Here is a 24,553-nt window from a genome sequence, read left to right as displayed (position 1 = left end):
CCGCCTGGCCGCTCCACGTAGTGGTGGAGCGGCCACGCGAACCGCTCAGCGTTCGTGCGCGAGGAGTTTCGTGTACAGGTCGTCGTTCAGGACGTCCTGGTCGCCGGGGAACACGCCGGTGTCGGACCACTGCCAGATGGCGTACGTGCGCCAGCCCGCCGGCATCGGGCCGGGTGTGTCGCCGTGGTTGTTGATCCACAGCGGGTGGTGGGCGGCGAACTCGGTGGAGCCGCCGGTGCAGTCGTTCCACCATTGGGTGAAGGTGTTGATGACCGCGTTCCAGCCCGTACGCGCGTGGTACTCGCTGAGGAAGTCGCTGATCCAGTTCACCATCTGGGCGGGCGCGAGGCCGTAGCACTCGTCCGTGCCGTCGGTCGCCGTGTAGGGGTCGTCTTCGATGTCGAGGACGCCGGGCAGCGTCTGGCCGTCGCCGGTCTGCCCGCCACCGTTGTCGACGAAGTAGTCGGCCTGGGCGGCGCCGCTCGCCTTGTTGGGGACGGCGTAGTGGTAGGCGCCGCGCACGATGCCCACGTCGTGGGCTCCGTTGAACTGCTGGGGGAAGAACGAGCTGTGGTACGTCGTGCTCTCGGTCGCCTTCACGTAGGCGAACTTCGCGCCGTCGGCCTTGACCGAGTCCCAGTCGACGTCGCCCTGCCAACCGCTGACATCCAGGCCCTGGATCCCGGCCGGGGCGGACGCCGGACGGGCCGGCTCCGTGCGCCGCGCGGCCGCCGACCCGGCGTGGTCCTGGTCTGGGTGGGTGAGACCGCCGCCGGGCGTGGGGGTGGCCGCCGAGGCCGCACCCGCGGTCAGGGCACCGCACGCGAGCGAGGTCGCGGCGGCGAGGGTGATGACGAAACGGCGGGTTCGCCGAGATGAACGCACAGAAGAGCTCCTTGTCGAATAGATCATCGTCATGCCTGCCGCCGGCTGCCTCAGCCGGAAAGGGGGCTGAGGCGGCCGGAGGGTCTCAATCGGGGCGGTGGTTCACCGTTGGCCTGGCTTGTCGACGACCTTGGCGACGACGTAGGTGAGGGTGTCGGCGAAGACGCCCTTGTCAACGTTGAACCTTGGGTCCATTCCCTTGGTCTTCGAGATCGGCGCATTGTGGCGGTCGTACATTCCTCGCTGCGCGACCATCTGGTAGGTGGCCGGGGTGATGAGGAATTGATCGCCGAAACCACCCCAGTGCACCGCGATGGCGGGACGGCCGAGACCGTCCTTGGCGTTCTGGTCAACGGCGATGTGGGGAATCGTGGCCAGCGCGCGGTACAAGGTGGCCTGCAACGTGGGCGGAATGGTGACGGGGTTGCTCCACATCCACTCCACGATCGTGTGGAACGCCTGGGATTCGCGGGTACGGCCCTCCCAGTCACTGCGCGGCTCAGCATCAATGATCTTGTAAACCTGCGTTCGCACGGACTGAGGGTCCCGCGGCAGTGAAAGGATCGCCTTGGTGACCTTCTGGCCTCCGCGGCCCCCATCCGGGCTACGGCGGATCATCAGCTTCCCGTTCTGAAACCAGGCGTCCTGCGACCTGTCGACGCGAATCCAGGACTCATCCGAGGTGGGACGGCCGCCCGCGGCACCATCGCCGACCGCCTTCGTGTACACCCACTGGTTCGGGCGGGGTTCGGTCCACCGGCGCGAGGCCGTGGCCTGCGCGGCCTTGTTCAGTACTTCCGCCGCACTCACCAGGCGCACGACGGGCGGCCGCGACGTGACCGCACCGCCACCCACGGTGATCACACTCGCGGTGACGGCGGCCGCGGCGACCGCGGCGACCGCCGAAGCGGCGCCCACGCGATTACGCAAGCGCCGCCGGCGTCCCCGCGCGATGCCTCCGCTCACCAACTCGGTGACCCGAGGCTCGATCGTTCCGGCCGTACGGCGCATCGCCTCAGCCAGCTGGTCTTCCACGCTCATCGTCGCCTTCCCTCGGTTTCGTGTCACGGGATCAGGGCCTGGAGCTCGTCACCGAGCGCTTCGCGGAGCCGGCCCAAAGCGCGCATGCTCCGGTTACGCACCGCTCCGCGGCTCAGCCGCAAAGCCGCAGCGACGTCCTCGACGCTTTGGTCCTCCCAGTACCGCAGGACCAACACGGCACGGTCCTGGGCGGACAGTTCCGCCAAGGCGTTCAACAACGTCATCCGAAGTGCCTGATCGGACTCGTCGGCCGCGGTCTCCGGCAGTTCCCCTCTGGACGACTCTCCGCTGCTGTGTTTCCGCACGTGGGACAGGTACGTCCGCATCAGCACGGTGCGGGCGTACGCTCCCGGGTTGTCCGCCCGCTGGACCCGCCGCCAGGACACGTACAACTTGCCCAGCGTCGTCTGCACCAGGTCCTCGGCCAGATGCCAGTCGTCGCACAACAGGCGGGCGGTGCGAAACAACGAGGCGCTGCGCGCGGCAGCGAACTCCTGAAACCCATTCGGATCTTTGGCCATCGGGCCTTCCCAGCGTCGTCCGGCGGTCTTCTCTACTCCCCAGACGCCGCGACGACCCCGTTACGTCACGACCGCACTGACCTGAACCGCCATAGCGGCCAGATCGTCCACCAGCCGCCACGGTGGCCCCTCGGGCGGCAGGTCCACCGTGCCCAGCCCCACACCCGAGATCTCTTCCGCCCGCGCCGTCTCCAGATTCCGCCCCGAAGGCACCGACGGGCCCACACCGTGAACTCGGCCTCCGCCTCGGAAGACTCCCGAAGACCGACGGGATAACGGCGCGATCAGGTCACTGACAATCGCTCGGCCGGCTTGTCGGTTGTGCGAAGGCCCGCGCGATCGCCGCGCGGGTCCTCGACTTCCGCGTGATCTCCGTCCGCGGCTGCGGTGGCGACTCAGCCGACGAGCAGGTACATGGTGGCGACGCCGCTGGTGGTGCAGGCGTTGATGTCGTCCGCCGGGGCCCTGAGGTGGAACATCGTGGCGACACCGCTCTTGGCGCAGGCGGACGTGACGGTGACGTCGTCGTAGGTGAAACCGGCCGGCCTGGTGCAGGCGTTGAGGTTGTCCACGGGCAGCCGCAGGTGATACTGCGTGCCGACGCCGCTGGTGGCGCAGGCGGAGCTGGTGGTGACGGCGTCGAAGGTGTAGCCGGCCGGCACCGAGCAGGCCCAGGTACCGTCCAGAGACGTCGGCGGGCCACCGCCGCCGAGGAGAGGCCTCCGATGGCGAGAACCAGTCCGACGGCTGATGCGGTTCCCTGTCAGGCGCAGGCCGCCGGTCAGCGTCGCACGCTCGACGCGGTCAGGCGGGCAGGTGCTCCTGCGCCCATTCGCCGAAGGTCGTGAGGGGGATGCCGAGAGCTCGTGCGTACTCCGGGCGGGCCGGTTGGGCGACCGCGTTCAGCCACTCGTGGGAGGCGCCCATCGGCGGCATTCCGGCCGCCAGGGCCTCCTCCACCGTCATGTCCGGGGCGGGTAGCCGTACGCCCAAAGCCTGGGAGAGGACCTCGGCGATCTCCGTCATCGACAGGTGGTCGCTCGCCAGTTCCAGCTCGACCCCGTCGAACCGCTCGGGGTCGGCGATGGCGGCGGCGGCCGCCCGGCCGATGTCCTCGACCGCGACCAGAGAGAGCCGGGTCCCGGGATTCAGGACGCTCACCAGGCCGCCCTCCACGCCGCGCGGGAACAGGAACGCCATGGACGGGAGGAAGTTCTCCATGAAGAAGCCCGGCTTGAGGATCGTCCAGCGCTCGAAGCCTGCCTCGCGTACCCGGTCCTGAATCTCGCTCTTCGCGCCCAGAGTCGGCTCCATCGAGGCCCAGCGGCCCTCGGACCAGCCAGGAGCCTCGGTGTGCTCGCCCGCGCCGGTGACCGAGGTGTGCACGAACTGCGGCACTCCGGCGGCCCTCGCGCCCTCGACGAGGTTGGTGCCCTGGGTCACCTCGCCCGCGAAGTCGAAGGTGTCCCCCTTCAGGGCCGGCATCTGCACGGAGAACACCGCGCGGGCGCCCTCGGCGGCCCGGGTCACGGAGTCGCGGTCGAGTAGGTCGCCGGCCACGATCTCGGCTCCTAGCGCCTCGACCGCCTTGGCCCTGTCCGGGTCGCGTACCAGGACGCGTACGGGGACGCCCGCCGCGAGCAGGGCTCGGGCGGTGGCGCCGCCCTGCCTGCCGGTGGCGCCGGTGACCAGGACGGGCGCGGGCTCTGTGGGCATGGTGCTCCTCCAGGACAATAAACGGCGGGGCCCGCCGCTTTCTCCGCGATACGATACGGCGGGGCCCGCCACTTAACAACCTCGGAGATGACCGCCATGCCCGACCACCGCCGCGCGGACGCCCGGCGCAACTACGCGCGCATCCTGGCCGTGGCCGAGGAGGAGGTCGCCGCGCACGGCGCCGACGCCTCCCTGGAACAGATCGCCCGCGTCACGGGGGTCGGCTCGGCGACCGTACGCCGGCACTTCCCCACCCGCCGCGCCCTGCTGGAGGCGGTGTCCCACAAGCGGATCGCGGCCCTGCGCGCCCGGGCCGAAGAGCTGACCGGCGAGGGCGCGCTGCTGGAGTGGCTGGACGACGTCGTCGCCTACTGCGCCTCCGCCCGGGGCCTGGCCGCCGCGCTGGTCTACGACGGGGCCGAACCCGACCCGGTGCACGACAACAGCTGCGCGGCACTGCTGGAAGAGGCGGGAGACCCGCTGCTGCACCGCGCCGTACGGGACGGCACGGTGGCCGAAGGCGTCACCATGATCGACCTGATCACCCTGATCGTCGGCATCGTCCTCGCGACGGAACACCACCCGGACCCGGCCGCCGCGTCGGCCCACCTGTTCCGCCTGGCCGTTACTGGACTGAGCCCGCAGCACTGAACCCGGCCATGTTAGTCTCACTCTGGATATATCCACTGTGAGACTAAAAGCGACGAGATGACTGCCGACACCGAGCACCCGCTGACTCCCGCGGTCTTCGCGTTGCTCCTCGCGCTGCACGCCGGGGAGCGGCACGGCTACGCCCTGATGGGCGACGTCAGCGAGCTGACCGGGGGGTCCATCGTCCTCGGGCCCGCGACGCTCTACCGCTCCCTGCAGCGCATGCGCGTCGACGGGCTCGTCGAGGAGCTGGACGACGGCAGGGCCGAGGCCGCCCGTGCCGATCGGCGGGCGGAGCGGCGCCGGTCCTACCGGATCACTCCGGCGGGCCGGGCCTCCGCGCGGGCCGAGGCCCGGCGGCTGGCCCGGCTGGTCGAGGCGGCGGCCGGCCTCGGCGTGCTCAACGAACGAGAGGGATGAGACCGTGACCGATTTGCCGACCGAGTTTCCCGGCCCTACACCGCAGATCGTCGTGCACGACGCGGATGCGGCCGTCCGTTTCTACGACACGGCCTTCGCCGCCGACGAGCTCGTGCGCAACCACGCGCCCGACGGCCGGGTCATGCATTGTGAGCTGCTGATGTTCGGCGGACGCATCCTCGTCGTCGACGACTTCGACGACGATCCCATCCGCTCGCCCCAGGCGCTGGGCGGCAGCACCGTACGGCTGCACCTCTACGTTCCCGACGTCGACGCCGTGCACGAACGGGCGACCGGCGCCGGCGCGACCTCCCTCATGGCGCCGCACGACGCCTTCTGGGGTGACCGCTACGCGATCGTGCGCGACCCGTACGGCCACCACTGGTCGATCGCCACGCCGAAGGACGACCTCTCCGTCTCCGAACTCCAAGAGCGCGGCGACGCCTGGGCCAAGGAGCGAACCTGAGCCCCGCCGTGGACGCGTCGCCGCCGACGCCGACTAGACGAACCCACCGATCTGGAGGAAGCGACGTGTTCGGGTACGAGATACCGAAGGCCGGCCGGCCGACCCCGGCCCGTGCGGGGGCCGTGGGGGGCGGAGCCGCCCACATCGGGGGGCTCGGGGGGTCGTCTCCCCGATGAGCACTGGCATGACGCGGGCCTGGTGGTGGCACCGGCAGGGGCTGGACGGGACGCTGGACGGCGCCGATCCGGCGGCGGTGCTGGCCACGGCCGGATGGGCGCGTTCGGTCGGTGGCGCGAACCCCTACCTGACGCTGTTCTCCCGGGCCGGCACCACGCGGGCGGTGGCCGACGCGGCGGTGGCCGGGCTGGAGATCTGCGAGCTGCCCGCCGCACGCGGCTGCACCTACGTCGTTCCGGCGGCCGACTTCGCGCTCGCGCTGCAGGTCGGGCGGCATGCCGCGGAGGCCGAGGCGGCCACCGCGCACCGGCTCGGCGTGCCCCGCCAGGAGATCGACGACCTCTGCGACGCGGTCCTGGGCGCGCTCGACGGCGGGCCGCTGGACCCGGCCGGGCTCAAGGCCCGGCTCGGCCCGGCCGTGCGCAACCTCGGCGAGGCGGGCCGCAAGAAAGGCCTGACGACGACCCTGCCGGTCGCGCTCGGGCTGTTGCAGGGCGCCGGCGAGATACGCCGGATCCCGGCGAACGGGCGGCTGGACCAGCAGCGCTTCGCCTACGCCCGCTGGACACCGCCGCGCACCCGGCTGACGGACGACGAGGCCCGCGCCGAGCTGGCCCGGCGCTACTTCGGCTGGACCGGCGGTGCGTCACTCGCCGAGCTGCGGTGGTTCACCGCGTTCTCCGCGCGGGACGCCAAGGCCGCCGTCGCCGGGCTCGACCTGACCGAGATCGGCGGCGGGCGGCTGGCGCTGCGGCCGGACGCCGAAGCCCTGGCCGGCTACGAGCCGCCCGCCGCGCCCGCGTACGCCCTGCTCGCCGGGATCGACGCGCTCGTCCTCCTACGGCGCGACGTGCCGAGCCTGCTCACCGGCGCCGATCCGAGCCGTCCCGTACCCGGCCACCGGGCCGGAAAGAACCTCGCCGACCTTCCCGACCTGCCCGGCCACGCGATCGTCGATCGCGGCCGGCTGATCGGGCTGTGGGAGTACGACGTGGAGACCGAGCGGATCGTGTGGTGGGTCTTCGACGCCGGCGCCGCGGCCGACCCAGGCCTGCGGTCCGCGGTCGAGCGCACCGAGACCTTCGTACGGGACCAGCTCGGCGACGCCCGCGCCATGAGCCTCGACTCCCCCAAGTCCCGCAGGCCCAGGATCGCCGCGCTGCGCGCCGCCACTCAGGAGGACTTCACCTAGGTTTACCGATTCCGACGGATACTGTTAATACACCTGGATAGCGCATTTAAGTCTTTTGGAACCCTTCGCGCCAATTTGGTACCTTCTGCCATGAATATTGGCACTGAGGGGAAATTAATGGCTGATTGGCGAAGGCGCGGAACCGTACTAATGGCCACTACCAGCCTGCTCGGCGCGGGAGTCGGCCATCTGGGCACCGGCGAGGCCAGTGCGGCGTTCGCGCCCCGGTCAGGGCCGCTTTTCAACGACCCCGAGAGCACCCACAGCCGCCAGTACGCGATCGTGCAGCAGATCGAGGACAACATCGCCGCCGCGCCCAAGGGGTCGGTGATCCGCGTCGCGGTCTACAGCATGGACCTGGACGCCGTCGCCGACGCGCTGATCGCCGCCCACCGGCGCGGGGTGTACGTCAAGGTGCTGATGGACCAGCATGCCGAGAACGACCTGTGGCACCGCCTGGTGGCCGAACTCGGTGGCAAGGTCAGCACCAAGAGCGCGAGCAGCTACGCCGTCCTGTGTTACGGCGGATGCGTGGCCCACCACTACTCCGGCGGCGCGCCGGCGGCGTGGCTGCACGCGAAGTACTACCTCTTCTCCGGCGGCGGAAAGCCGACGGTGACCCTGACCAGCGCCAATCCCACCGCCGTCCAGGCCGAGGTGACCTGGAACAACAGCTACACCGTCGTCGGCAACAGCGGCCTGTACAACGCGTACGTGAAGCACTTCACCGACATGTCCAAGGGCGCGGCCGGCACGCACAAGGCCGGTTACTACTGGACGTACGGGTCGAACCCGAAGGCGTACTACTGGCCGAAGGCCTCGGGCGCGAGCGACACGATCGACGGCATGCTGAAGCTGATCACCTGCTCGACGGCCTATCCGACCCAGGTGCGCATCGCGATGTACCAGTGGAGCGACAACCGGCTCACGCTCGCCAAGCGGCTCAAGACCATGGCCTCCAAAGGGTGCAAGATCACGGTGATCTACACCAAGGACGAGGTCTCCTCGGGCGTGCGGACGACGCTGGCCGGCTCGAAGATCGACGTCCGCGACTCGACCCACGGGACGACCGCCGACGGGTACGCGGCGTACTACACGCACGACAAATATCTGCTCATCAACGGCCGGTACAACGGCGCGAGCGGCCAGAAGATCGTGATGACCGGCTCGGCGAATTACACCGCCAACGCGCTTTACCACAATGACGAGACGGACATGAAGCTCACCGGTTCGAGCGCCTACGACGCCTACCTGGCGAACTTCGACGACCAGCTCGCCACCGCCTCGGCCGCCACGGCGAAAGAACGTGCCCTGGACCACCTGCCGACCATTCCGATCGACCCCGAACAGGCCGAGGACAGCTGACGCGTTCTAGCCTTCGCCTGGTTTTCCGCCCTTCACCGGGTCCGTGGGCGTCGGGGTGGGCTTCCGCAGGGCGGCGCGGCGTGTGGGCTTCGGCGAGTTCGTCACCGACGGTTCCTTCACCGGGATCGGCGGGGCCGAAGGGGGAACGGCGGGCGACTCCGCGGGCGGGGTCGGGGCGAAGTCCTTCACCGCGCCGGCCAGGACCGGCGCCGGGAACGGTTCGGGTGGCCGGCCCGACTCGGCGCTCGTCATGAACTCCCGCCACACGGCGGCCGGTACGGCCGCGCTCTTCTTGTGCGGGGCGTCCCCGATGTTGACCAGCGGCCGGTTGCTCGGCCGGTACACCACGACCGCCGTGGCGAGCGACGGCGTGTAGCCGCTGAACCAGCCCGCCTCGTTGTGCCCCGTGGTGCCGATCTTGCCCGCCGCAGGCCGGTCCGGGAGGGCGGCGCGCCGGCCGGCTCCTCTCCTCATCGCGCCCTGGAGCGCGAAGGTGACGTCCGCCCGTACCGCCGGGGAGAACGCGTCGCGGGTCTTGGGCCGGGCGGTGTACAGCACGTTGCCCGACCGGTCCGTCACCTTGGCGAGGATGTGCGGCGCCGCGTACCTGCCGTCGGCGAGGGCCGCGTACGCCGCCGCCTCGTCGACCACCCGTACGTTCTTCGGCGGAAGTCCTCCGGGAAGGCCCGCTCGCGAGGCCGCGGACGCGCCGACCTTCGCGCCGAGCCGCGCGAACACCGTGTTGTACGAGCTGGCGGTCGCGGTGAACAGGTCGGATGAGGCGGCCTCGGCGTCGTCGTCGTTGACCACCTTGCCGAACGGCGACGCGTCGAAGGTGCTCCGCAGCCCGATCCCGTCGCGCAGCGCCGTGGCCAGCACGAACGGGTCGAAAGACGAGCCCGGCGGCAGCGCCGCGAGGAGGGCGTTGTCGTACTGGTGGGTCAGGTAGTTCCTGCCCCCGTACGAGGCGAGGATCTCACCGGTGCCGGGCCGTACGGCGGCCAGGCCGGCCTCGATGTCCTTGTCGTGGCCGGTCGCGTGCCGTACCGCCTCCGGCGCCGCCGCCTGCATCCGCGGGTCGATCGTGCTGGTCACCCGCAGGCCGCGCCGGTAGATCTGGTCGTCGTCGAACCCGTGGGCGTGCAGTTCGGCGGTGACGCGCTCGATGAGGTAGCCCCGCTGCCCGGCGTACGTCGGCTCGGTGTGGGCGGGCGCGACCGCGGGGAACTCCGGGAGCGCTCCCCCGCCCAGCGCGCCGGTGCTCCTCATCCCGTTGATCACGTACGTCCAGCGGGCCCGGGTCTGCGCGGTGTGGCCCATCGCGGGGTCGAGGTAGGAGGGCGCCTGGATCACCCCGGCCAGCAGCGCGCCCTCCGACGGGGTGAGCGCGCCGACGTCCTTACGGAAGTACGCCTGCGCCGCGGCCTGGATGCCGTACGCGCCGCGGCCGAAGTAGACGGTGTTGAGGTACTGCTCGAAGATCCAGTCCTTGGGGCGCGAACGGCTCAGCTTGACCGCGATGAACAGCTCCTTGACCTTGCGGGACATGGTCTGCTCGGGGCTGAGGTAGGCGACCTTGACGTACTGCTGGGCGATGCCCGAGCCGCCCTGGCGGGCTCCCCCGGACACCGCGGCCCAGCTCGCGCGCGCCAGCCCGGCCGGCGAGACCACGGGGTCGTGGTAGAACCCCCGGTCCTCGGCGGCGAGCACCGCTCCGCGTACCGGCGCGGGCACGTCTCCCAGCCGTACGGCGACGCGGTTCAGCCGCCCGACCTGGGCCAGCGTGCTGCCGTCGCGGTAGGTGAACGTGCTCGCCTGGGCCCGCGCGGCGGCGTTGACCGGCGGCACCTCGGTCCGCTCGTACATGACGCCCACCGCGACGCACAGGCCCACGACGGCGATGCCGAGGCCGTACAGCACGCGCCGGATGATCCGCCATCGCCTCTTCCGGTGTCCGTCCATGTCGGTCAAGCCTCGGCGGGGCAGGTTCCGCTGGCGTCGGGACCGCGTCACACTTCGCGGAAAATGTCCGGGTTCTGTAACGGAGATCCCGGAGCGCAGGCGACCGCTCGATAATGGGGCGATGGTCGCGATTCTGCTCGTCGAGGACGATCCCTCTGTCCGTACGGGCCTGGACCTCGCGCTCACCCGCCAGGGACACTCCGTCACCGCGTGCGCGACCGGCGAGGACGGGCTGGAGCACGTACGCAGCCGGCGGCCGGAGATCGTCATCCTGGACGTGATGCTGCCCGGCATCGACGGGTTCGAGGTCTGCCGTCGCGTCCGGCGGACCGACCAGATGCCGATCATCCTGCTGACCGCTCGCAGCGAGAACCTGGACGTGGTCATCGGCCTGGAGGCCGGCGCGGACGACTATGTGATTAAACCGGTCGAACCGGCCGTCCTGGACGCCCGGATCCGCGCGGTGCTGCGCCGGGTCGACAAGGGCCAGGCGAACCGCTCGACCTACGGCGACCTCGTCATCGACCGCGGCGCGCTGCGCGTCATCAGGGCCGGCACCGACGTCCACCTGACCCCGACCGAGCTGCGGCTGCTGCTGGAGCTCACCCGCCATCCCGGGCAGGTGCTCAGCCGCAGCCACCTGCTGCGCGCGGTCTGGGACCACGGCTACGCCGGCGACTCCCGGCTGGTCGACGCCTCGGTGCAGCGGCTGCGGGCCAAGGTCGAGCCGGACGCCTCGGCGCCCACGCTGATCCAGACCGTACGCGGCTTCGGCTACCGTTTCGCGGCCCCGTGATCGGGCTGCGCGGGCGGATGTTCGCCTCGTTCATCGTCGCGTGTCTCGCCTCGACCGCCCTGGTGGCCGGCATCGGATACGTCCTGGTACGCCGGGCCGTCCTTCAGCGCGCCCAGGACTCGGTGCTCGTCGAGACCCGGGACACGCTGGCCCGCGTCGTGCCCGGCACACTGAGCGGGCCCGTGCCCGAGTCGACCCTGAACGACGTGGCGCGCTCGCTCGCCCGGCCCGACCGCGTCGTGGTGGTCACGGACGGGACCACCACGGTCAGCACCGGCGGCTTCGGGATCTCCGACGTGCCGACCGGGCTGGCCGCCCGCGCGCCGGACGGGCTGTTCTTCCAGCGCGTCGTCCTGAACGGCGAGCCGTGGCTGGTGGCGGCCACCCGCGTGAGTACCGGCGAGGAGGAGACGTCGCTGAGCGTGTACGTGTTCGCCTCGCTGGCGAAGGAGCGCACCGACCTCGACGGCATCGAGCGCGCGCTCGTCCGCGCGGGCGGCCTGACGCTCCTGCTGGCCTTCGTCCTCGCGTTCCTCCTGGGGCGCAGCGTGCTCCGGCCGCTGCGCCGCCTCGGCCGGGCCGCCCGCTCACTCGGCGCCGGCGACCTCGGCGCGCGGGTCGACGTCCGCGGCCGGGACGAGCTCGCCGACGTCGCCCGCGCGTTCAACGAGAGCGCCGCCTCCCTGGAGTACACCGTGCGCGAGCTGCGCCGGATGGAGGCCAACGCGCGGCGGTTCGCCGCCGACGTGTCGCACGAGCTGCGCACCCCGATCGCGGCGATGACCGCCGTCACGGACGTGCTGGAGGAGGACTCCGCCGGGCTGCCGGCCGACACAGGGACGGCCGCGCGGCTCATCGCCGGCCAGACGCGGCGGCTGAACACCCTGGTCGAGGACCTGCTGGAGATCAGCCGGATGGACGCCGGAACCGCCGATCTCATCCTGGACGAGGTGCCGCTCGCCGACCTCGTACGAGAGTGCGTGACGACGCGCGGCTGGGCGGACCACGTCGTCGTCGAGGTGCCGCCGGGCCTGCGGGTCCGGCTGGACCCGCGGCGGTTCGACCTCATCATCGCCAACCTGGTGGGCAACGCGCTGCTCCACGGCGCGCCGCCGGTCCGGGTCACGGGCCGGCCGGGACTGGAGGTACGCGTGATCGACCAGGGGCCGGGGATCCCGGACGAGCTGCTGCCACAGGTGTTCGACCGGTTCTTCAAGGCCGATCCCTCCCGCCCGGCGGGGCAGGGCAGCGGCCTCGGGCTCGCCATCGCCCAGGCCAACGCGGAGCTGCACGGCGGCCGGATCTCGGTCGCCAACGCTCCCGGCGGCGGGGCCGTCTTCACCGTACGGATCCCCGCGTGATCCGCGCCGTCGCGCTCGTACTCGCGCTCCTGCTGCTCTGCGGGTGCGGGGTCCGCCCGACCGGCGTGGTGTACGCGGGCGACCCTCCGGTCGCGACCGCCACGGCGTCGCCGCAGTCTCAGGTGTTCTTCCTGCTGAACGGGGTGCCGACACCCGTGCAGCGCACCGCGGGACCGGCCGACCCGCAGCTGGTGTTCGACGCGCTGCTGGACGGCCCGACGCGGGAGGAGCGCGCCAAGGGGCTGACCACGGAGCTGGGCGAGATCCAATACATCACGGTCCACGAGCTCGACGGACGGGCACTCCTCATCGAGACCTCTCCCCCGGCCCCGAAGCTGCTCCCGGAGGCGTTCGCGCAGATCTACTGCACCGGCCTCCTGCTGTCCGGCCAGACCGCGCTGAAGATCTCCTATCTGGACACCGGCACACCCGCGTACGCCCCGGCCGACTGCACGGGCACGAAACCGATCGTGCCTCCCAGCGAGGCCGTACCCACGGCCACCCCGGCGCGCGGCAAGCCCGGGGGACCTCTCAGGAGCCCCTGACGTGCTGCCACTCGACAAGCAGGGCAAATACCGCAAGCCTGGCGGGGTGTCCGACGTACTGAGGGCGGTCTCGCTCGGCCTGCGATCGCACGTGTTCCCGGCACGGGGCGTACGACCTGCGTGGATGCCCGTGTGGTCGGCCGCGGCCGCCTTCCGGGCCGTGCGGACGACGCTGGTCGTCCCCGGGCTGTTCGCGCTCACCTACAAGGTGATCGGCGACCTGCAGATGGCGACGTTCGCCGCCTTCGGGGGGTTCGCCACGCTCGTCATGGCCGCGTTCGGCGGGACGCGGCGCGACAAGCTGGTCGCCCATCTCGGGCTGGCGGTCGCCGGCAGCGTCCTGCTCACGCTCGGGACCGCCGTCAGCTCGTCCGCCGTGCTCACCGTGATCGTCACCCTGCCGGCGGTCTTCGCGGTGATCTTCGCCGGGGTCGCCGGGCCGAACGCCGCGTCGGGGACCACCGCCGCGCTACTGGCGTACGTGCTGCCCGCGGCGACGCCCGGCACGATCGACATGATCCCCTCCCGGCTGGCCGGCTGGTGGCTGGCCTCCGCCGTCGGCACCGCCGCCGTGCTCCTGCTGTCGCCCCGCCCGCCGGGCGACCGGCTCCGCGCCGCCGCCGCGACCTGCGGGGACGCGCTCGCGGACCAGCTCGACGCGGCGTTGCACGGCGAGCTCACCCCGGCGTACGGCGAGGCGTCGGTCCGGGCGAAGCGGGACCTGCTCTCGGAGTTCACCTCCACCCCCTACCGCCCCACCGGCCTCGCGACGAACGACCAGGCGCTCGACAACCTGGTCGGGCTGCTGGAGTGGTGCACCGCGGTGGTCTGCGAGAGCCTCGCGGAGTACCGCGACCTGAGCACGATCCCGCAGGTCGAGCGCGACCTGCTCACCGCCACCGCCCGCACGCTGCGGGCGCTCGCCGCCGTACTGGCCGGGGAGAAGGCCGCTCCGGACCTAAAGGATCTCCGGTGCCGCCTCGGCGACAGCGTCGCGCACCTGCGCGGACTGGGCGTGGTCGAGGACCGGTACCGCGACGCCGTCCACCTGTCCTTCCACGCCCGTACGCTCGCGCTCGCGACGCACCAGGCCGCGGAGGACGCGCTGATCGCGATGCGGCGGGCCGATCCGGACGTGATCGTGGGACGGCGCCGGCGGTGGTACGGGCTGGGCGGTGACCCGTCGCCGACCGAGCCGCGCACGGCCGCCCTGACCGCCGCGGCCAAGGTCACGCTGCGGCACGTCAGCGTGCGGTCGGCGTCGTTCCTCGGCAGCGTACGCGGGGCGGTCGCCCTCGCCGCGGCGATCGCGGTGGCCGACGTGACGGGTGTGCAGCACGGGTTCTGGGTCGTGCTCGGGACGCTGTCGGTGCTCCGTACGAGCGCGGCCTCGACCGGCGCGACGGCGCTGCGAGCGCTGGCCGGCACGGTCGCCGGGTTCGTGATCGGCGCGCTGCTCCTGCTGACGATCGGCACCGGCCCGGCGGCGCTGTGGGTCGCACTGCCCGTCGCCGTCCTCGTGGCGTCGTACGCGCCGGGGACGGCACCGTTCGCGGTCGGGCAGGCGGCGTTCACCGTCACGGTGTCGGTGCTGTACAACCTGCTCGCGCCCGCCGGCTGGCGGGTCGGCGCGGTGCGCATCGAGGACGTGGCGATCGGCTGCGCGGTGAGCCTGGTGGTCGGCGTCCTGCTGTGGCCGCGCGGCGCCAGCGCGGTGGTCGGCGACGCGCTCGCGGACGCGTTCCGGCGGGGCGGCGCCTACCTGGGCCAGTCGGTCGCCTGGGCGCTCGGCGTACGCGACTCCCCGCCGGACGCGGCGCCGGCCGCCACGGCAGGGCTGCGGCTGGACGACGCGCTGCGCGGGTTCCTGGCCGAACAGGGCACCAAGTCGGTCCCGAAGGAGGACCTGTGGCGGCTGGTCGCGGGGACGATCCGTCTGCGTCTGACCGGCGTCTCCCTCGCGGGGCTGCCCAGCCCCGATGCCGAGCCCGATCCGGCCAGCCGGGCGCTCAGCGCCCAGGCCGAACGGCTGACCGGCTGGTTCGACGAGGTCGCGGACCACGTGGGGCCGCCGGACGGCACGGCGTTCACCCCGCTCCACGCCCCCTCGCCGCAGTCCCTCGAACTGGCCAGGTCCGCGCTCGACGCCTCCAGCGAGAATCTCGCCTGCACGCTGTGGGTCGAACAGCATCTCGGGCACATCGTGCCGTACATGGACGGTCTGGCCGGGCCCGCCGATCTGATCGCCCAACGCCGCCGTACGCGTTGGTGGCACTGATCTCACGTTGATTTTTGCCGGAGTGTCACCGTTCGGTCGCTAAGATCACCAGAACGCGTCAGGAAGGGGTGTGCATGGCCGACCATCCAGATGAGCGTCCCAGCGCCGTCGACCTGAGCGTGCCCAACATCGCGCGCATGAACGACTACCTCCTCGGCGGCAAGGACAACTTCGCCGCCGACCGTGAGGCCGCCGAGGCGCTGCTCGCCATCGCGCCCGAGGTCAAGAAGATGGCCGTGGAGAACCGCGGCTTCCTTGGCCGCGTGGTGCGCTACCTGGGCGAACAGGGCGTCCGTCAGTTCATCGACGTCGCCGCCGGGCTGCCGACCCAGCGCAACACCCACGAGGTCGCCCGCTCCCAGGTCGCCGACGCCCACGTCGTCTACGTCGACAGCGACCCCGTCGTGCTGTCACACGCGCGGGCCATCCTCGTCGACAGCCCGGCGACGGCCGTGCTCGACGGCGACATCCTGCATCCCGAGCACATCGTCGAGGAGTGCAAGGCGAACGGCTGGCTCGACTTCGACCGCCCGATCGCCGTCGTGATCTTCGCGGCGCTGCAGTTCATCCCGCACTCCGACGACCCTTTCAAGAGCATCGCCTGCCTGCGGGACGCCCTGCCGAGCGGCAGTTACCTCGGGCTGTCCCACGTCGTCTTCGACGACCGCCCCGACACCATCGACCCGATCGAGGACATCTACCGGGCGATGCTCGACCGCCCCGGCGAACACGCCGCGCGGACGCGCGACCAGGTGCTCCCCTTCTTCGACGGCTTCGAGCTCGTCGAGCCGGGGCTGGTGCACATCCGCGACTGGCGTCCGGACGGGCCGATCGGCACGCGCGCACGGGACGGGATCTGGATGGCGGGCGGCGTCGGCCGCAAGCCGTGACCCGCTCAGCGCAGCGGGCGTAGTTTCGCCGCCACGGCGGACCGCTGCTTGACGCCGAATTTCGCGAGGATTCGTGAGACGTGCGTCTTCACCGTCAATTCGGTGATGTGCAGCTGACCGGCGATCTCGGTGTTGCTCATTCCCTCTGCCATGAGCAGGGCGATCTCCCGTTCGCGATGCGTGAGTTTGCGCAGCAGGTCGTTGCCGTCCACGGCCGGTCGGGTCAGCATTTCCATGACCTCCGTCTGGATCTCCTCACACTCGTGCTCGAGCAGCGCCATGCGTTCCTCGGCCGCGGTGGCCTCCTCCGGCATCACCTCTCTGACCGCGTCGATGCCCTTCTTCAACGACCTCAGCCGCATCGAAATGGTGTCGATCATCTCGGCGATCGTCGCGGGCGTTTCCAGATTTCCGTCCAGGTTTCCTCCGAGGCCCTCGCGGTTGGCGTCGTCCTCGTACTCACGGGCCAGCACGGTCGCGATCGACCTGGCGGTCCACTCGAAGGCCCGTACGTGCTCGTCCTGGTAGGTGCCGGCCGCGTAGCTCTGGATGGACGCGAGCCCGACGACCTCGCCGTCCTGCAGGATCGGCACCGCGACGCTGTCGGCGGAGATGCTGGTCTCGTCCCCGTACGACACGCCCCGGTGGAGGAGCTCGCCCTGGTCGTCGGCGTACCGGTAGGGGCGTTTCTGGGTGAGGATGTAGGTGGCGAGGGTGTTCTCACCGTAGGTGTGCATGTCCGGATAGACGTATTCGTGGCCGTCGAAGTTGTACGGGAAGACGATCGTGCGATTCTCCTTGTAGAAGCCGACATAAAAGGAGTCGACCGGGCAGATCTTGGCCATCGTCACGCGCCAGTAGCTGTACAGCGCGTGGTGGCTGCCCCCGACACGGGCTCTGATCTTCCGGTCGGCATCCCGCAGGACGGCCGCGGTCTTAGCCGAAAATACGAATTCGGACATCATCACTCTCGGTAAAGCCATTCCTGGCCGGGGCGGCGGTGGGGAGTCGTGTCAATGATCCCGACTCAGCCCTTGACCGACAAGCGATTCCGTTGAACCACGTACTACTTTGTTGTACGCCGAGGCCACCAAAGATCGATCGATCGACGGACGCCCCTGGCAGGGCATCGCCGATAGCGTCACGAATGGGGCATTGACCAAGAGGGGGGGCCAATGCCCCAACAACGATTTCCGGCGGGAAACGGGCACTTCGGGGGTGCTGTGCCCGTCCAGCCGGACGAAGAGGCCGCAGAGCATGGACGTCGCCGTCGCCGACGGGGTGATCGGCTGCGACGGCGTCCACTCGGTGGTCCCACCTCGTCCTCGGACGGACCGCGCCACTCCGGCGCCGGCCTGTGGCGCGGCAAGCGCCGGCTCACCTTGTCGCGACGAGTCGGAATACTCACCTCGGGCCTCGTACCGGGTGGCAGGGCCCGTTCGAGATCGATCAGCACGCCTACATCCGGAAGCGGCGCGTCGGGAGTGATGATCAATGACAGTTCGCGCTCGGCCGCGGTCAGTCCGGACGTCCGCGTTAGTCGTATGCGCGGACGTCCGGGGCCTCTCTGGGCTCAGTCCTCCCGGGCTGCGCGGTGGCGGTCCTCGCCGCCGTCGTAGTCCGTGTAGGTGTAGGGGTTCGGGATGCGCTCGGCCGGGGGGAGTTCCGGGGTCATGCCCTCGCGCCAGGCCTCCTCGCCCATCGTCGTCCGGGCGTAGTCGACCGTGCGGCCCACGGCCGCCTTCGCCGCCGCCAGGTCGACGCCGGTCAGGCGGTGGTCGTGTTTGGCCACGCGGCCGTTGACCAGCACCGTGTGCACGTCGGCCCGGCCCGCCTGGTAGACCACGCTGCCGTACGGATGCAGCAGCGGGTACATCGCCGGGGACTCCTCGTTCTTGATGAGGACGAGGTCGGCCTTCTTCCCCGGCGTCAGGCTGCCGGTCACCGCGTCCAGACCCAGCGCCGTGGCACCGCCGATCGTGGCCCAGCGGACCACGTCCTCGGCGCGGAGCCGGTTGTGCACGACGGTCTCGCCGCGGACGTGGGCCTCCAGATGCTCGCGGGAGCGGTCGGCGGACAACGTCGCGCGCATCGCCGAGAACAGGTCCGCGCTCCACCACACGCTGGTGTCCATCGACAGGGACACCGGGATGCCGTGCCGGCGAAGTTCCCAGGTGGGCGGGTAGCCCTGGCCGGCACTCTGCTCGCTCTCGGTCGAGACCGACGCCGTGCCGCCGCTGGCCGCGATGCGCTGGTAGGAGTCCTCGCTCAGGGTGGCCGCGTGGACGTAGGTGACGTCCGGCGTCATGAAGCCGTTGTCCCACATCAGCGCGATGCTCTGATCGTTCGTCGCGCCCCACACGCCGGCGTGGGTGGTGACCCGCAGGCCGAGGTCACGTGCGGCCTCGAAGGCCGCGCGCTCCGGGAACTCCGGGTCGCCGGTGACGTCGAAGGCGAGCTGCAGGCCGAGCATGTCGTCGGACGCGCCGAAGCGCTCGACGAAGGCGCGGAACTCCGGGGTGGCCGTCCACTCCCACGGGCCGGCGAAGATGTTGCCGTACGCGAGGACGAAGCGGCCGGGCGACGAGCGCAGCGCGTCGAGGGCGGCGTCGCCGTGCTCGACGGTGCGCAGGCCGTGCGACCAGTCGAGCGTCGTGGTGACACCGGCGTCGACCGCCTCGATGGCGGACAGCACGTTGCCGGCGTGGACGTCCTCCGGGCGGAAGATCTTTCCCCAGTTCAGGTAGTAGAAGACGAAGTACTGGGTGAGCGTCCAGTCCGCGCCGTACCCGCGCAGCGCCGTCTGCCACATGTGCCGGTGGGTGTCGACCATGCCGGGCATCAGGATGCCGCCGGACGCGTCGACCTCCACGGCGTCGTCCGGTACGGCCAGGCCGCGTCCGACCTCGGCGATGGTGTCGCCGATGACGAGCACGTCGCCGCCGTCGATGACGCCGGCGTCGTCCATGGTGACCAAGGTGGCGCCGCGGAACACGACGGGCCGGCCGCCGTCGACCTCGGCGATCTGGTCGCCGTTCACGTCGTGATGTCCGGGTAGGGCAGGCTCATATGCGCGAGCTTGGCGGCGTAGTCGAGTTGCATGCCGAGGGGTTCGGTGAAGTCACGTTCGAACATCGCGATCCAGAGGGTCAGGGTGAGGAAGCAGTGCGCGCCCATCGCGAACAGCGCGACGTGGTCGTGCGTGCGGAGCGCCTCCCGCTCCTCATCGGTGAAGGACAGCCAGGTGGTGTGCTCGCCGCTCGGCAGGTTGAGGATCTCCCCTGCCTTTTCGGCCTCCCACCAGGCGACGGTGCCGGCCGGGTCCTCCCGGTAGCGCTCGACGAGGGCGGGATCGCGGTCGATCGTGTAGAGAAACTTGTTGATCAGATACTTGCTCACGCGTCCACCCCGTTCGGGTACCAGGTGAAGTACGCCTCCATGGTGTGGAACAGGTCCAGGTTGTCGGCGTAGTCGGCCTTCTGCCCGCCGGCCAGGCCCATCATCAGCATGAAGTCCATGAAGCCGTGCGTGGCGTTGCCGGGCGCGTGCAGGCTGTCGAGCGTCACCTCCGAGAGGCAGCCCTCGATGTCGCCCGAGGCGATCCACTCGACCGCCTTCGCGTCGAACTCCGGGTCGGGACCGTGCGGCCCGAACTGCCGGGGGCCGCCGAGCTCCAGCGACAGGTGCCCGGTGCCGATCACCGCGACGCGCAGGTCGCTGGGCCACGACTCGACCAGGTCCCGGATCGTACGGCCGAGCTGGACGAACCGCTCCGGGCGCGGCAGCGGCGGCGCGAAGATGTTGGTGTAGATCGGCACGATCGGCAGGTCGTTGTCCGGCCGTACGGTGAAGATCGGGCACGTGATGGAGTGGTCCACCCGCAGCTCGTTGCTGAACGCCAGGTCGAAGCCGGCGTCGATGCCCTCGCGCAGGATGTACGCCGACAGCTCCTCGTGCCCCTTGAGCAGCAGTTTCGGCAGGCCGAACTCTCGCTCCTCGTTGTAGTAGTTCGCGTCGTAGAACGGCGCCTTGCCCACCAGGAACTGCGGCATGTTGTCCAGCCAGAGCTGGTGGAAGTGGTCCGACCCGACCATGACCAGGACGTCCGGCCGGGCCCGCGTCAGCGTCTCCCGGTAGGCCGCGACCTTGCGTATCCACTCCGCGGCGAACGGCGGCGCCTCTTCGGCGGGCAGCTTGCTCGTGCGGTAGTAGAACGGATGATGCGTCGTAGCCAGAATCGCGACGAGCTTCGCCATCGTGACGATCCCTTCTTCTCGCCCAGTGCGGACATCTGTCCGCTAGGCGGCGCTTATCGGAAAGATGTCGTCTATATTGGGCCTCTGTCAAGGGCTCGGGCCGATGTTCTCAACGGCGGCGCGGGCGGTCAGCCGCCGGCCGCTCCACAGGAGGTGTGCGATGGCTGGGCGGGGTACCGGTCCCGACTTCGTGGAGGCACTCGCGCGCGGGCTGGACGTCCTGTCCTGCTTCGACGAGAGGCGCCGCAGGATGACGCTGACCGAGGTCGCCGCGGCGGCGGGCCTGGCCCGCCCGACCGCGCGCCGGCTCCTGCTCACCCTGCAGGAGCTGGGCTACATACGCGCCGACGACGGCCTGTTCGCGCTCACGCCCCAGGTGCTCCGCCTGGGCATGTCCTACGTCGGCGCGCTCGGGCTGTGGGACATCGCCCGGCCGCACCTGGAGGACCTGGTCGCGCGGACCGGCGAGTCCTCCTCGATGTCGCAGCTCGACGGCTCCGACATCGTCTACGTGGCCCGCGTCTCGGTGCCGAAGATCATCACGCTGCGGGTGGAGATCGGCACGCGGTTCCCGGCGCTGCCCACCTCACAGGGCAAGGTCCTGCTGGGCGCGCTCGACCCCGAGTCGCTGCGCCGCGTGCTCGCCGAGCCGAGCCGCTCGGGACTGCCGCCGTTCCTGCCCCGCGACCACGCGCGGGTCGAGGAGGAGCTGCTCGCCGTACGGGCGCGGGGGTGGGCCCTCGCGGACGAGGAGCTGGCGCCGGGCATCCGCTCGGTCGCGGCCCCCGTACGCGACGGGTCCGGCGCGGTCCGCGCGGCGATGAACGTCACCGTGCACGCGGCCGAGACCAGCGTCGACGTCCTCCTCGGCGAGCACCTGCCGCGGCTTCTGCGCACCGCCGGGGAGGTCTCGGCGGAGTGGGCGCTGTGGCAGTCGCGCCCGCACGCCGAGGTCGCCGTGGACCGGGGCGCCTCGGCGGGCGAGGTTTGACAGAAGGCGCCCGGCGCGGCGACAGTTACGGACAGTCGTCCGTATAGCGGTTGGAAGGTCATGCCAGCACTAGACTCAGCGAACTCCGGGCCACTGTCGGGCATTGTGGTGGCCGACTTCTCCCGCGTGCTCGCCGGCCCGTACTGCACGATGCTGCTCGCCGATCTGGGCGCCGAGGTGATCAAGGTCGAGGGCCCGGCCGGCGACGACACGCGGCACTGGGTGCCGCCCCGGCGCGACGGCGTGGGCACCTACTACCTCGCGGTCAACCGCAACAAGCGCTCCATCGTGCTCGACCTGGCCGACCCCTCCGACGCCGAGGTCGCGCACGCCCTGTCCGCGCGGGCCGACGTGTTCATCCACAACTTCAAGCCGGGCGGGCTCAGCAGGTTCGGCCTCGACCACGACGCGGTCTCCGCCCGCAACCCGCACGTCATCTACTGCTCGATCAGCGGCTTCGGCTCCGACTCGAAGCTGCCCGGCTACGACCTGCTCGTCCAGGGCATGTCCGGGCTGATGAGCCTGACCGGCGGCCCGGACGGCCCGCCGTACCGCTCGGGCATCTCGGTCTTCGACGTCATGACCGGCCTGCACTCCGCGATCGGCGTCCTCGCCGCCCTGCACCACCGCGATGTCACCGGCGAGGGCCAGCACATCGAGACGAACCTGCTGTCCACGGCGCTGTCGACCATGGTCAACCAGGTGTCGGCCTACGTCGCCGGCGACGTCGTGCCCCGGCGGATGGGCAACGCGCACCTCAGCCTCTTCCCGTACGAGCCGCTGGCCACCGGCGACGGTGAGCTGATCGTGGTGGCGGGCAACGACGGGCAGTTCCGGCGGCTCTGCGCCGCCCTGGAGATCCCCGGCGTGGCCGATGACGAACGGTTCGCGACCGTCGGCGCCCGCAACGACAACCGCGAGGAGCTGCGCCCGCTGCTGCTCGAACGGCTGGCCACCCGGTCGGCGCAGGAGTGGTTCGGCGTGCTGTCCGCCGCGGGCATCCCGTGCGGGCCGATCAACGACGTGCGCGGCGGGGTCGAGCTCGCCGGCGAACTCGGCCTGGAGCCGGTCGTACGGGCCGGAGACGTCCCGACCGTACGCAACCCGATCCGCATGTCCGCCACTCCCCCGCGCTACGACCTCGCCCCGCCGGCCCTCGACGCCGACGGTGACGACGTACGCGCCTGGCTCGGCCTGTCTCCCCGTACGGAAGGACCCTCCGCGTGACCGCTTTCCCGACCTCGATCGGCACCTCGGACCCGGACGCCATCTCCCTGCTCGGCCACGACCTCGCCGGCGAGCTGATGGGCCGGGTGGGCTTCGGCGAGCTGGCGTACTGGCTGCTCACCCAGCGCCGGCCGACTCCGCAGGAGTCGCGGATGTTCGAGACGGTGCTGCTCGCCCTGGCCGACCACGGCTTCACGCCGACCGCGATCGCCGCGCGCCTGACGTACCTCAGCGCCCCCGACGCCATCCAGGGCGCGCTGGCCGCGGGGCTGCTGGGCGGCGGGTCCCGCTACCTGGGCGTCACCGAGGACACGGGCCGTTTCCTCGCGGACGTCCTGGCCGGAGTGGACGAGACGCCGGACGACGAGGCGGGCTGGGACGCGCTGGCCGAGAGCGCGGTCGCGCGCCAGAAGGACGCGGGCCGGTTCGTCCCCGGCCTGGGCCACCCGGTGCACAAGACCGGCGATCCGCGTACGCCGGTCATCGTCCGCATCGCCCATGAGGAGGGCGTGTACGGCCCGCACCTCGCGCTGTTCGAGGCGATCGGCCGCGTCCACCCGCGCGTCCTCGGCCGGACGCTGCCCCTCAACGGCGCCGGCGTCAGCGGCGCCGCCCTCGCCGACCTCGGCCTGCCGGTCGAGCTGCTCCGCGGCGTGGCCCTCCTCGCCCGCTGCGCCGGTCTGCTCGGCCACATCGCCGAAGAGGTACGCCGCCCGGTGGCCGGCGCGATCTACGAGGCCGTCGACCGCAACGCCGAATACGTCCCTTTTGACGGTCCAGAGGGTCCGGCGTCCTGATTCGTCCGTACTCCGATGTCATCGCGCCGAACGTGATTCGGCCGAGAGGAACGGGCGTCGGCGGGTCCGGAACGCGACACGTCGGTTCTTTCGACGGGCATTGGTGATCTGCACGTAAGGCGGGAGTTTGACCGCTACTCTTCGACCCCAGGAGAGCGCTTACAGACTCTCCTGGAGAGGTGACAGCAAAATGTCGGACGCTCGTGCCTCTGCGGAATTCCACCCGCAGACACCGAATGAGGCGCGCGTGCTCGACTATCTGCTGGGCGGCAAGGACAACTTCGCCGCCGACCGCCAGGCCGCCGAGGAGGCCATCGCCGTCGCCCCCGAGCTGCCGATGATGGCCATCGAGGGCCGCAAGTTCCTCGGCCGGGCCGTGCGCTTCCTGATCGACCAGGGCATCCGGCAGTTCATCGACATCGGGTGCGGCCTGCCGACCCAGAACAACGCGCACGAGGTCGCCCAGGCCGCGGCGGAGGACGCGCGCGTGCTCTACGTCGACTACGACCCGGTCGTGGTCACCCACGCCCGCGCGATCCTGGCCGAGCGCGCCCGTACGGGAGTGATCCAGGCCGACATGCGCGAGCCCGAGGTGATCCTCGCCCACCCCGACCTGCGCCGGCTCATCGACCTCGACCAGCCCGTCGCGGTCCTGCTGATGTCGGCGTTCAGCGCCATCCCCGAGGACGAGGTGGCGCAGGACATCGTCGACCGGCTGCGCGAGGCCATCGTCCCGGGCAGCTGGATGGCGATCTCCCACCCGATCTCCGACGACCGCGCCGCGGCCACCGAGAAGCTCGCCTCGCTGTTCCAGGACACGCAGATCGTCACCGGCTCACGGCGGCGGAACGACATCCGCCGGCGTGCCGACGTCGAGCCGTACTTCGAGGGGCTGGAGCTGGCCGAGCCGGGTGTCGTACGCCTGCCGGCGTGGCGGCCGGACCCGGGCGAGCCGAGCGTCGACCCGGAGTCGGTCTGGGTGATCGCGGGCGTCGGCCGCAAGGCCGTGTCGTAGG

General features: G+C 71.0%; 24 protein-coding genes. 14 read left to right on the top strand and 10 right to left on the bottom strand.

Annotation, left to right across the window (positions count from 1 at the left end; genetic code table 11):
- Positions 1–45: 45 nt before the first annotated feature.
- The 5 genes from QWU11_RS21395 to QWU11_RS21375 all read right to left on the bottom strand — a co-directional run bounded on the left by QWU11_RS21395 (position 46) and on the right by QWU11_RS21375 (position 4,163).
- Positions 46–885: a GH25 family lysozyme gene (locus QWU11_RS21395; protein WP_290115864.1), complete on the bottom strand. Its 840-nt coding sequence runs from the start codon at positions 883–885 to the stop codon at positions 46–48.
- A gap of 102 nt (positions 886–987) precedes the next feature.
- The gene (locus QWU11_RS21390) at positions 988–1,926 is read right to left on the bottom strand and encodes a CU044_5270 family protein (RefSeq protein WP_290115861.1); all 939 of its coding nucleotides are present in this window, start codon (positions 1,924–1,926) and stop codon (positions 988–990) included.
- A 23-nt stretch (positions 1,927–1,949) separates the two neighbouring features.
- Entirely contained in the window at positions 1,950–2,447 is a 498-nt protein-coding gene (locus QWU11_RS21385; protein WP_290115860.1) for a SigE family RNA polymerase sigma factor, read from the bottom strand.
- A 395-nt stretch (positions 2,448–2,842) separates the two neighbouring features.
- Complete coding sequence (locus QWU11_RS21380; protein WP_290115859.1) at positions 2,843–3,109, bottom strand: hypothetical protein; 267 nt, start codon at positions 3,107–3,109, stop codon at positions 2,843–2,845.
- Between the two features lie 142 nt (positions 3,110–3,251).
- A complete protein-coding gene (locus QWU11_RS21375) occupies positions 3,252–4,163 on the bottom strand; it encodes an NmrA/HSCARG family protein (protein WP_290115858.1) in 912 nt (303 codons plus the stop codon).
- Between the two features lie 87 nt (positions 4,164–4,250).
- On the opposite strand from QWU11_RS21375, the gene QWU11_RS21370 reads away from it, so the two are divergent.
- The 5 genes from QWU11_RS21370 (at position 4,251) to QWU11_RS21350 (ending at position 8,434) form a co-directional block, all read left to right on the top strand.
- A complete protein-coding gene (locus QWU11_RS21370; protein WP_290115856.1) occupies positions 4,251–4,814 on the top strand; it encodes a TetR/AcrR family transcriptional regulator in 564 nt (187 codons plus the stop codon).
- 57 nt (positions 4,815–4,871) lie between these two features.
- Positions 4,872–5,234: a PadR family transcriptional regulator gene (locus QWU11_RS21365; RefSeq protein ID WP_290115855.1), complete on the top strand. Its 363-nt coding sequence runs from the start codon at positions 4,872–4,874 to the stop codon at positions 5,232–5,234.
- A 4-nt stretch (positions 5,235–5,238) separates the two neighbouring features.
- Positions 5,239–5,700: a VOC family protein gene (locus QWU11_RS21360; RefSeq protein ID WP_290115854.1), complete on the top strand. Its 462-nt coding sequence runs from the start codon at positions 5,239–5,241 to the stop codon at positions 5,698–5,700.
- A gap of 172 nt (positions 5,701–5,872) precedes the next feature.
- Complete coding sequence (locus QWU11_RS21355) at positions 5,873–7,069, top strand: crosslink repair DNA glycosylase YcaQ family protein (protein ID WP_290115853.1); 1,197 nt, start codon at positions 5,873–5,875, stop codon at positions 7,067–7,069.
- 150 nt (positions 7,070–7,219) lie between these two features.
- A complete protein-coding gene (locus QWU11_RS21350) occupies positions 7,220–8,434 on the top strand; it encodes a phospholipase D-like domain-containing protein (RefSeq protein WP_290115852.1) in 1,215 nt (404 codons plus the stop codon).
- A 6-nt stretch (positions 8,435–8,440) separates the two neighbouring features.
- On the opposite strand, the gene QWU11_RS21345 is transcribed toward QWU11_RS21350, so the two are convergent.
- Complete coding sequence (locus QWU11_RS21345) at positions 8,441–10,396, bottom strand: transglycosylase domain-containing protein (protein ID WP_290115849.1); 1,956 nt, start codon at positions 10,394–10,396, stop codon at positions 8,441–8,443.
- A 121-nt stretch (positions 10,397–10,517) separates the two neighbouring features.
- On the opposite strand from QWU11_RS21345, the gene QWU11_RS21340 reads away from it, so the two are divergent.
- The 5 genes from QWU11_RS21340 to QWU11_RS21320 all read left to right on the top strand — a co-directional run bounded on the left by QWU11_RS21340 (position 10,518) and on the right by QWU11_RS21320 (position 16,266).
- A complete protein-coding gene (locus QWU11_RS21340) occupies positions 10,518–11,192 on the top strand; it encodes a response regulator transcription factor (protein WP_290115848.1) in 675 nt (224 codons plus the stop codon).
- A complete protein-coding gene (locus tag QWU11_RS21335; RefSeq protein ID WP_290115846.1) occupies positions 11,189–12,553 on the top strand; it encodes a HAMP domain-containing sensor histidine kinase in 1,365 nt (454 codons plus the stop codon). Before QWU11_RS21340 ends, QWU11_RS21335 begins: the two co-directional genes overlap by 4 nt.
- Positions 12,550–13,098, top strand: coding sequence for a hypothetical protein (locus QWU11_RS21330; protein ID WP_290115845.1), 549 nt, complete (start codon positions 12,550–12,552; stop codon positions 13,096–13,098). The genes QWU11_RS21335 and QWU11_RS21330 overlap by 4 nt, the downstream gene beginning before the upstream one ends.
- A gap of 1 nt (position 13,099) precedes the next feature.
- Positions 13,100–15,376 carry an FUSC family protein gene (locus QWU11_RS21325; RefSeq protein WP_290115843.1) on the top strand — a complete coding sequence of 759 codons (2,277 nt, stop codon included), beginning with the start codon at positions 13,100–13,102 and terminating at the stop codon, positions 15,374–15,376.
- Between the two features lie 74 nt (positions 15,377–15,450).
- The gene (locus QWU11_RS21320) at positions 15,451–16,266 is read left to right on the top strand and encodes an SAM-dependent methyltransferase (RefSeq protein WP_290115842.1); all 816 of its coding nucleotides are present in this window, start codon (positions 15,451–15,453) and stop codon (positions 16,264–16,266) included.
- A gap of 5 nt (positions 16,267–16,271) precedes the next feature.
- On the opposite strand, the gene QWU11_RS21315 is transcribed toward QWU11_RS21320, so the two are convergent.
- The 4 genes from QWU11_RS21315 to QWU11_RS21300 all read right to left on the bottom strand — a co-directional run bounded on the left by QWU11_RS21315 (position 16,272) and on the right by QWU11_RS21300 (position 20,522).
- On the bottom strand, positions 16,272–17,228 hold the full coding sequence (locus QWU11_RS21315) for a LuxR C-terminal-related transcriptional regulator (protein ID WP_290115841.1): 957 nt from the start codon (positions 17,226–17,228) through the stop codon (positions 16,272–16,274).
- Positions 17,229–17,839: 611 nt separating this feature from the next.
- Positions 17,840–19,306, bottom strand: coding sequence for an amidohydrolase family protein (locus QWU11_RS21310; RefSeq protein ID WP_290115840.1), 1,467 nt, complete (start codon positions 19,304–19,306; stop codon positions 17,840–17,842).
- Positions 19,303–19,665: a hypothetical protein gene (locus QWU11_RS21305; protein WP_290115837.1), complete on the bottom strand. Its 363-nt coding sequence runs from the start codon at positions 19,663–19,665 to the stop codon at positions 19,303–19,305. The genes QWU11_RS21310 and QWU11_RS21305 overlap by 4 nt, the downstream gene beginning before the upstream one ends.
- Entirely contained in the window at positions 19,662–20,522 is an 861-nt protein-coding gene (locus QWU11_RS21300; RefSeq protein WP_290115824.1) for an extradiol ring-cleavage dioxygenase, read from the bottom strand. The genes QWU11_RS21305 and QWU11_RS21300 overlap by 4 nt, the downstream gene beginning before the upstream one ends.
- 160 nt (positions 20,523–20,682) lie before the next feature.
- Between QWU11_RS21300 and QWU11_RS21295 the strand changes: the two genes are divergently transcribed.
- The 4 genes from QWU11_RS21295 (at position 20,683) to QWU11_RS21280 (ending at position 24,552) form a co-directional block, all read left to right on the top strand.
- Positions 20,683–21,513 (top strand): IclR family transcriptional regulator C-terminal domain-containing protein, encoded by an 831-nt coding sequence (locus QWU11_RS21295; protein ID WP_290115823.1) that lies wholly within the window; start codon positions 20,683–20,685, stop codon positions 21,511–21,513.
- Positions 21,514–21,618: 105 nt separating this feature from the next.
- Complete coding sequence (locus QWU11_RS21290) at positions 21,619–22,740, top strand: CoA transferase (RefSeq protein WP_290115822.1); 1,122 nt, start codon at positions 21,619–21,621, stop codon at positions 22,738–22,740.
- Complete coding sequence (locus tag QWU11_RS21285) at positions 22,737–23,537, top strand: citryl-CoA lyase (protein WP_290115821.1); 801 nt, start codon at positions 22,737–22,739, stop codon at positions 23,535–23,537. Before QWU11_RS21290 ends, QWU11_RS21285 begins: the two co-directional genes overlap by 4 nt.
- A gap of 190 nt (positions 23,538–23,727) precedes the next feature.
- On the top strand, positions 23,728–24,552 hold the full coding sequence (locus tag QWU11_RS21280) for an SAM-dependent methyltransferase (RefSeq protein ID WP_290115820.1): 825 nt from the start codon (positions 23,728–23,730) through the stop codon (positions 24,550–24,552).
- Position 24,553: the final 1 nt, after the last annotated feature.

This window comes from Actinomadura sp. DC4 (assembly GCF_030406325.1).
Lineage (GTDB): Bacteria > Actinomycetota > Actinomycetes > Streptosporangiales > Streptosporangiaceae > Actinoallomurus.
This window is presented reverse-complemented; position numbering and strand designations above follow the sequence as displayed.

Bases quoted from the DNA above. Each gene is read 5' to 3' on its own strand.
- QWU11_RS21385 (WP_290115860.1), bottom strand. From the start codon at position 2,447: ATGGCCAAAGATCCGAATGGGTTTCAGGAGTTCGCTGCCGCGCGCAGC.
- QWU11_RS21345 (WP_290115849.1), bottom strand. From the start codon at position 10,396: ATGGACGGACACCGGAAGAGGCGATGGCGGATCATCCGGCGCGTGCTG.
- QWU11_RS21315 (WP_290115841.1), bottom strand. From the start codon at position 17,228: ATGTCCGAATTCGTATTTTCGGCTAAGACCGCGGCCGTCCTGCGGGAT.
- QWU11_RS21370 (WP_290115856.1), top strand. From the start codon at position 4,251: ATGACCGCCATGCCCGACCACCGCCGCGCGGACGCCCGGCGCAACTAC.
- QWU11_RS21320 (WP_290115842.1), top strand. From the start codon at position 15,451: ATGGCCGACCATCCAGATGAGCGTCCCAGCGCCGTCGACCTGAGCGTG.
- QWU11_RS21300 (WP_290115824.1), bottom strand. From the start codon at position 20,522: ATGGCGAAGCTCGTCGCGATTCTGGCTACGACGCATCATCCGTTCTAC.
- QWU11_RS21340 (WP_290115848.1), top strand. From the start codon at position 10,518: ATGGTCGCGATTCTGCTCGTCGAGGACGATCCCTCTGTCCGTACGGGC.
- QWU11_RS21295 (WP_290115823.1), top strand. From the start codon at position 20,683: ATGGCTGGGCGGGGTACCGGTCCCGACTTCGTGGAGGCACTCGCGCGC.
- QWU11_RS21375 (WP_290115858.1), bottom strand. From the start codon at position 4,163: ATGCCCACAGAGCCCGCGCCCGTCCTGGTCACCGGCGCCACCGGCAGG.
- QWU11_RS21365 (WP_290115855.1), top strand. From the start codon at position 4,872: ATGACTGCCGACACCGAGCACCCGCTGACTCCCGCGGTCTTCGCGTTG.
- QWU11_RS21350 (WP_290115852.1), top strand. From the start codon at position 7,220: ATGGCCACTACCAGCCTGCTCGGCGCGGGAGTCGGCCATCTGGGCACC.
- QWU11_RS21390 (WP_290115861.1), bottom strand. From the start codon at position 1,926: ATGAGCGTGGAAGACCAGCTGGCTGAGGCGATGCGCCGTACGGCCGGA.
- QWU11_RS21280 (WP_290115820.1), top strand. From the start codon at position 23,728: ATGTCGGACGCTCGTGCCTCTGCGGAATTCCACCCGCAGACACCGAAT.
- QWU11_RS21355 (WP_290115853.1), top strand. From the start codon at position 5,873: ATGAGCACTGGCATGACGCGGGCCTGGTGGTGGCACCGGCAGGGGCTG.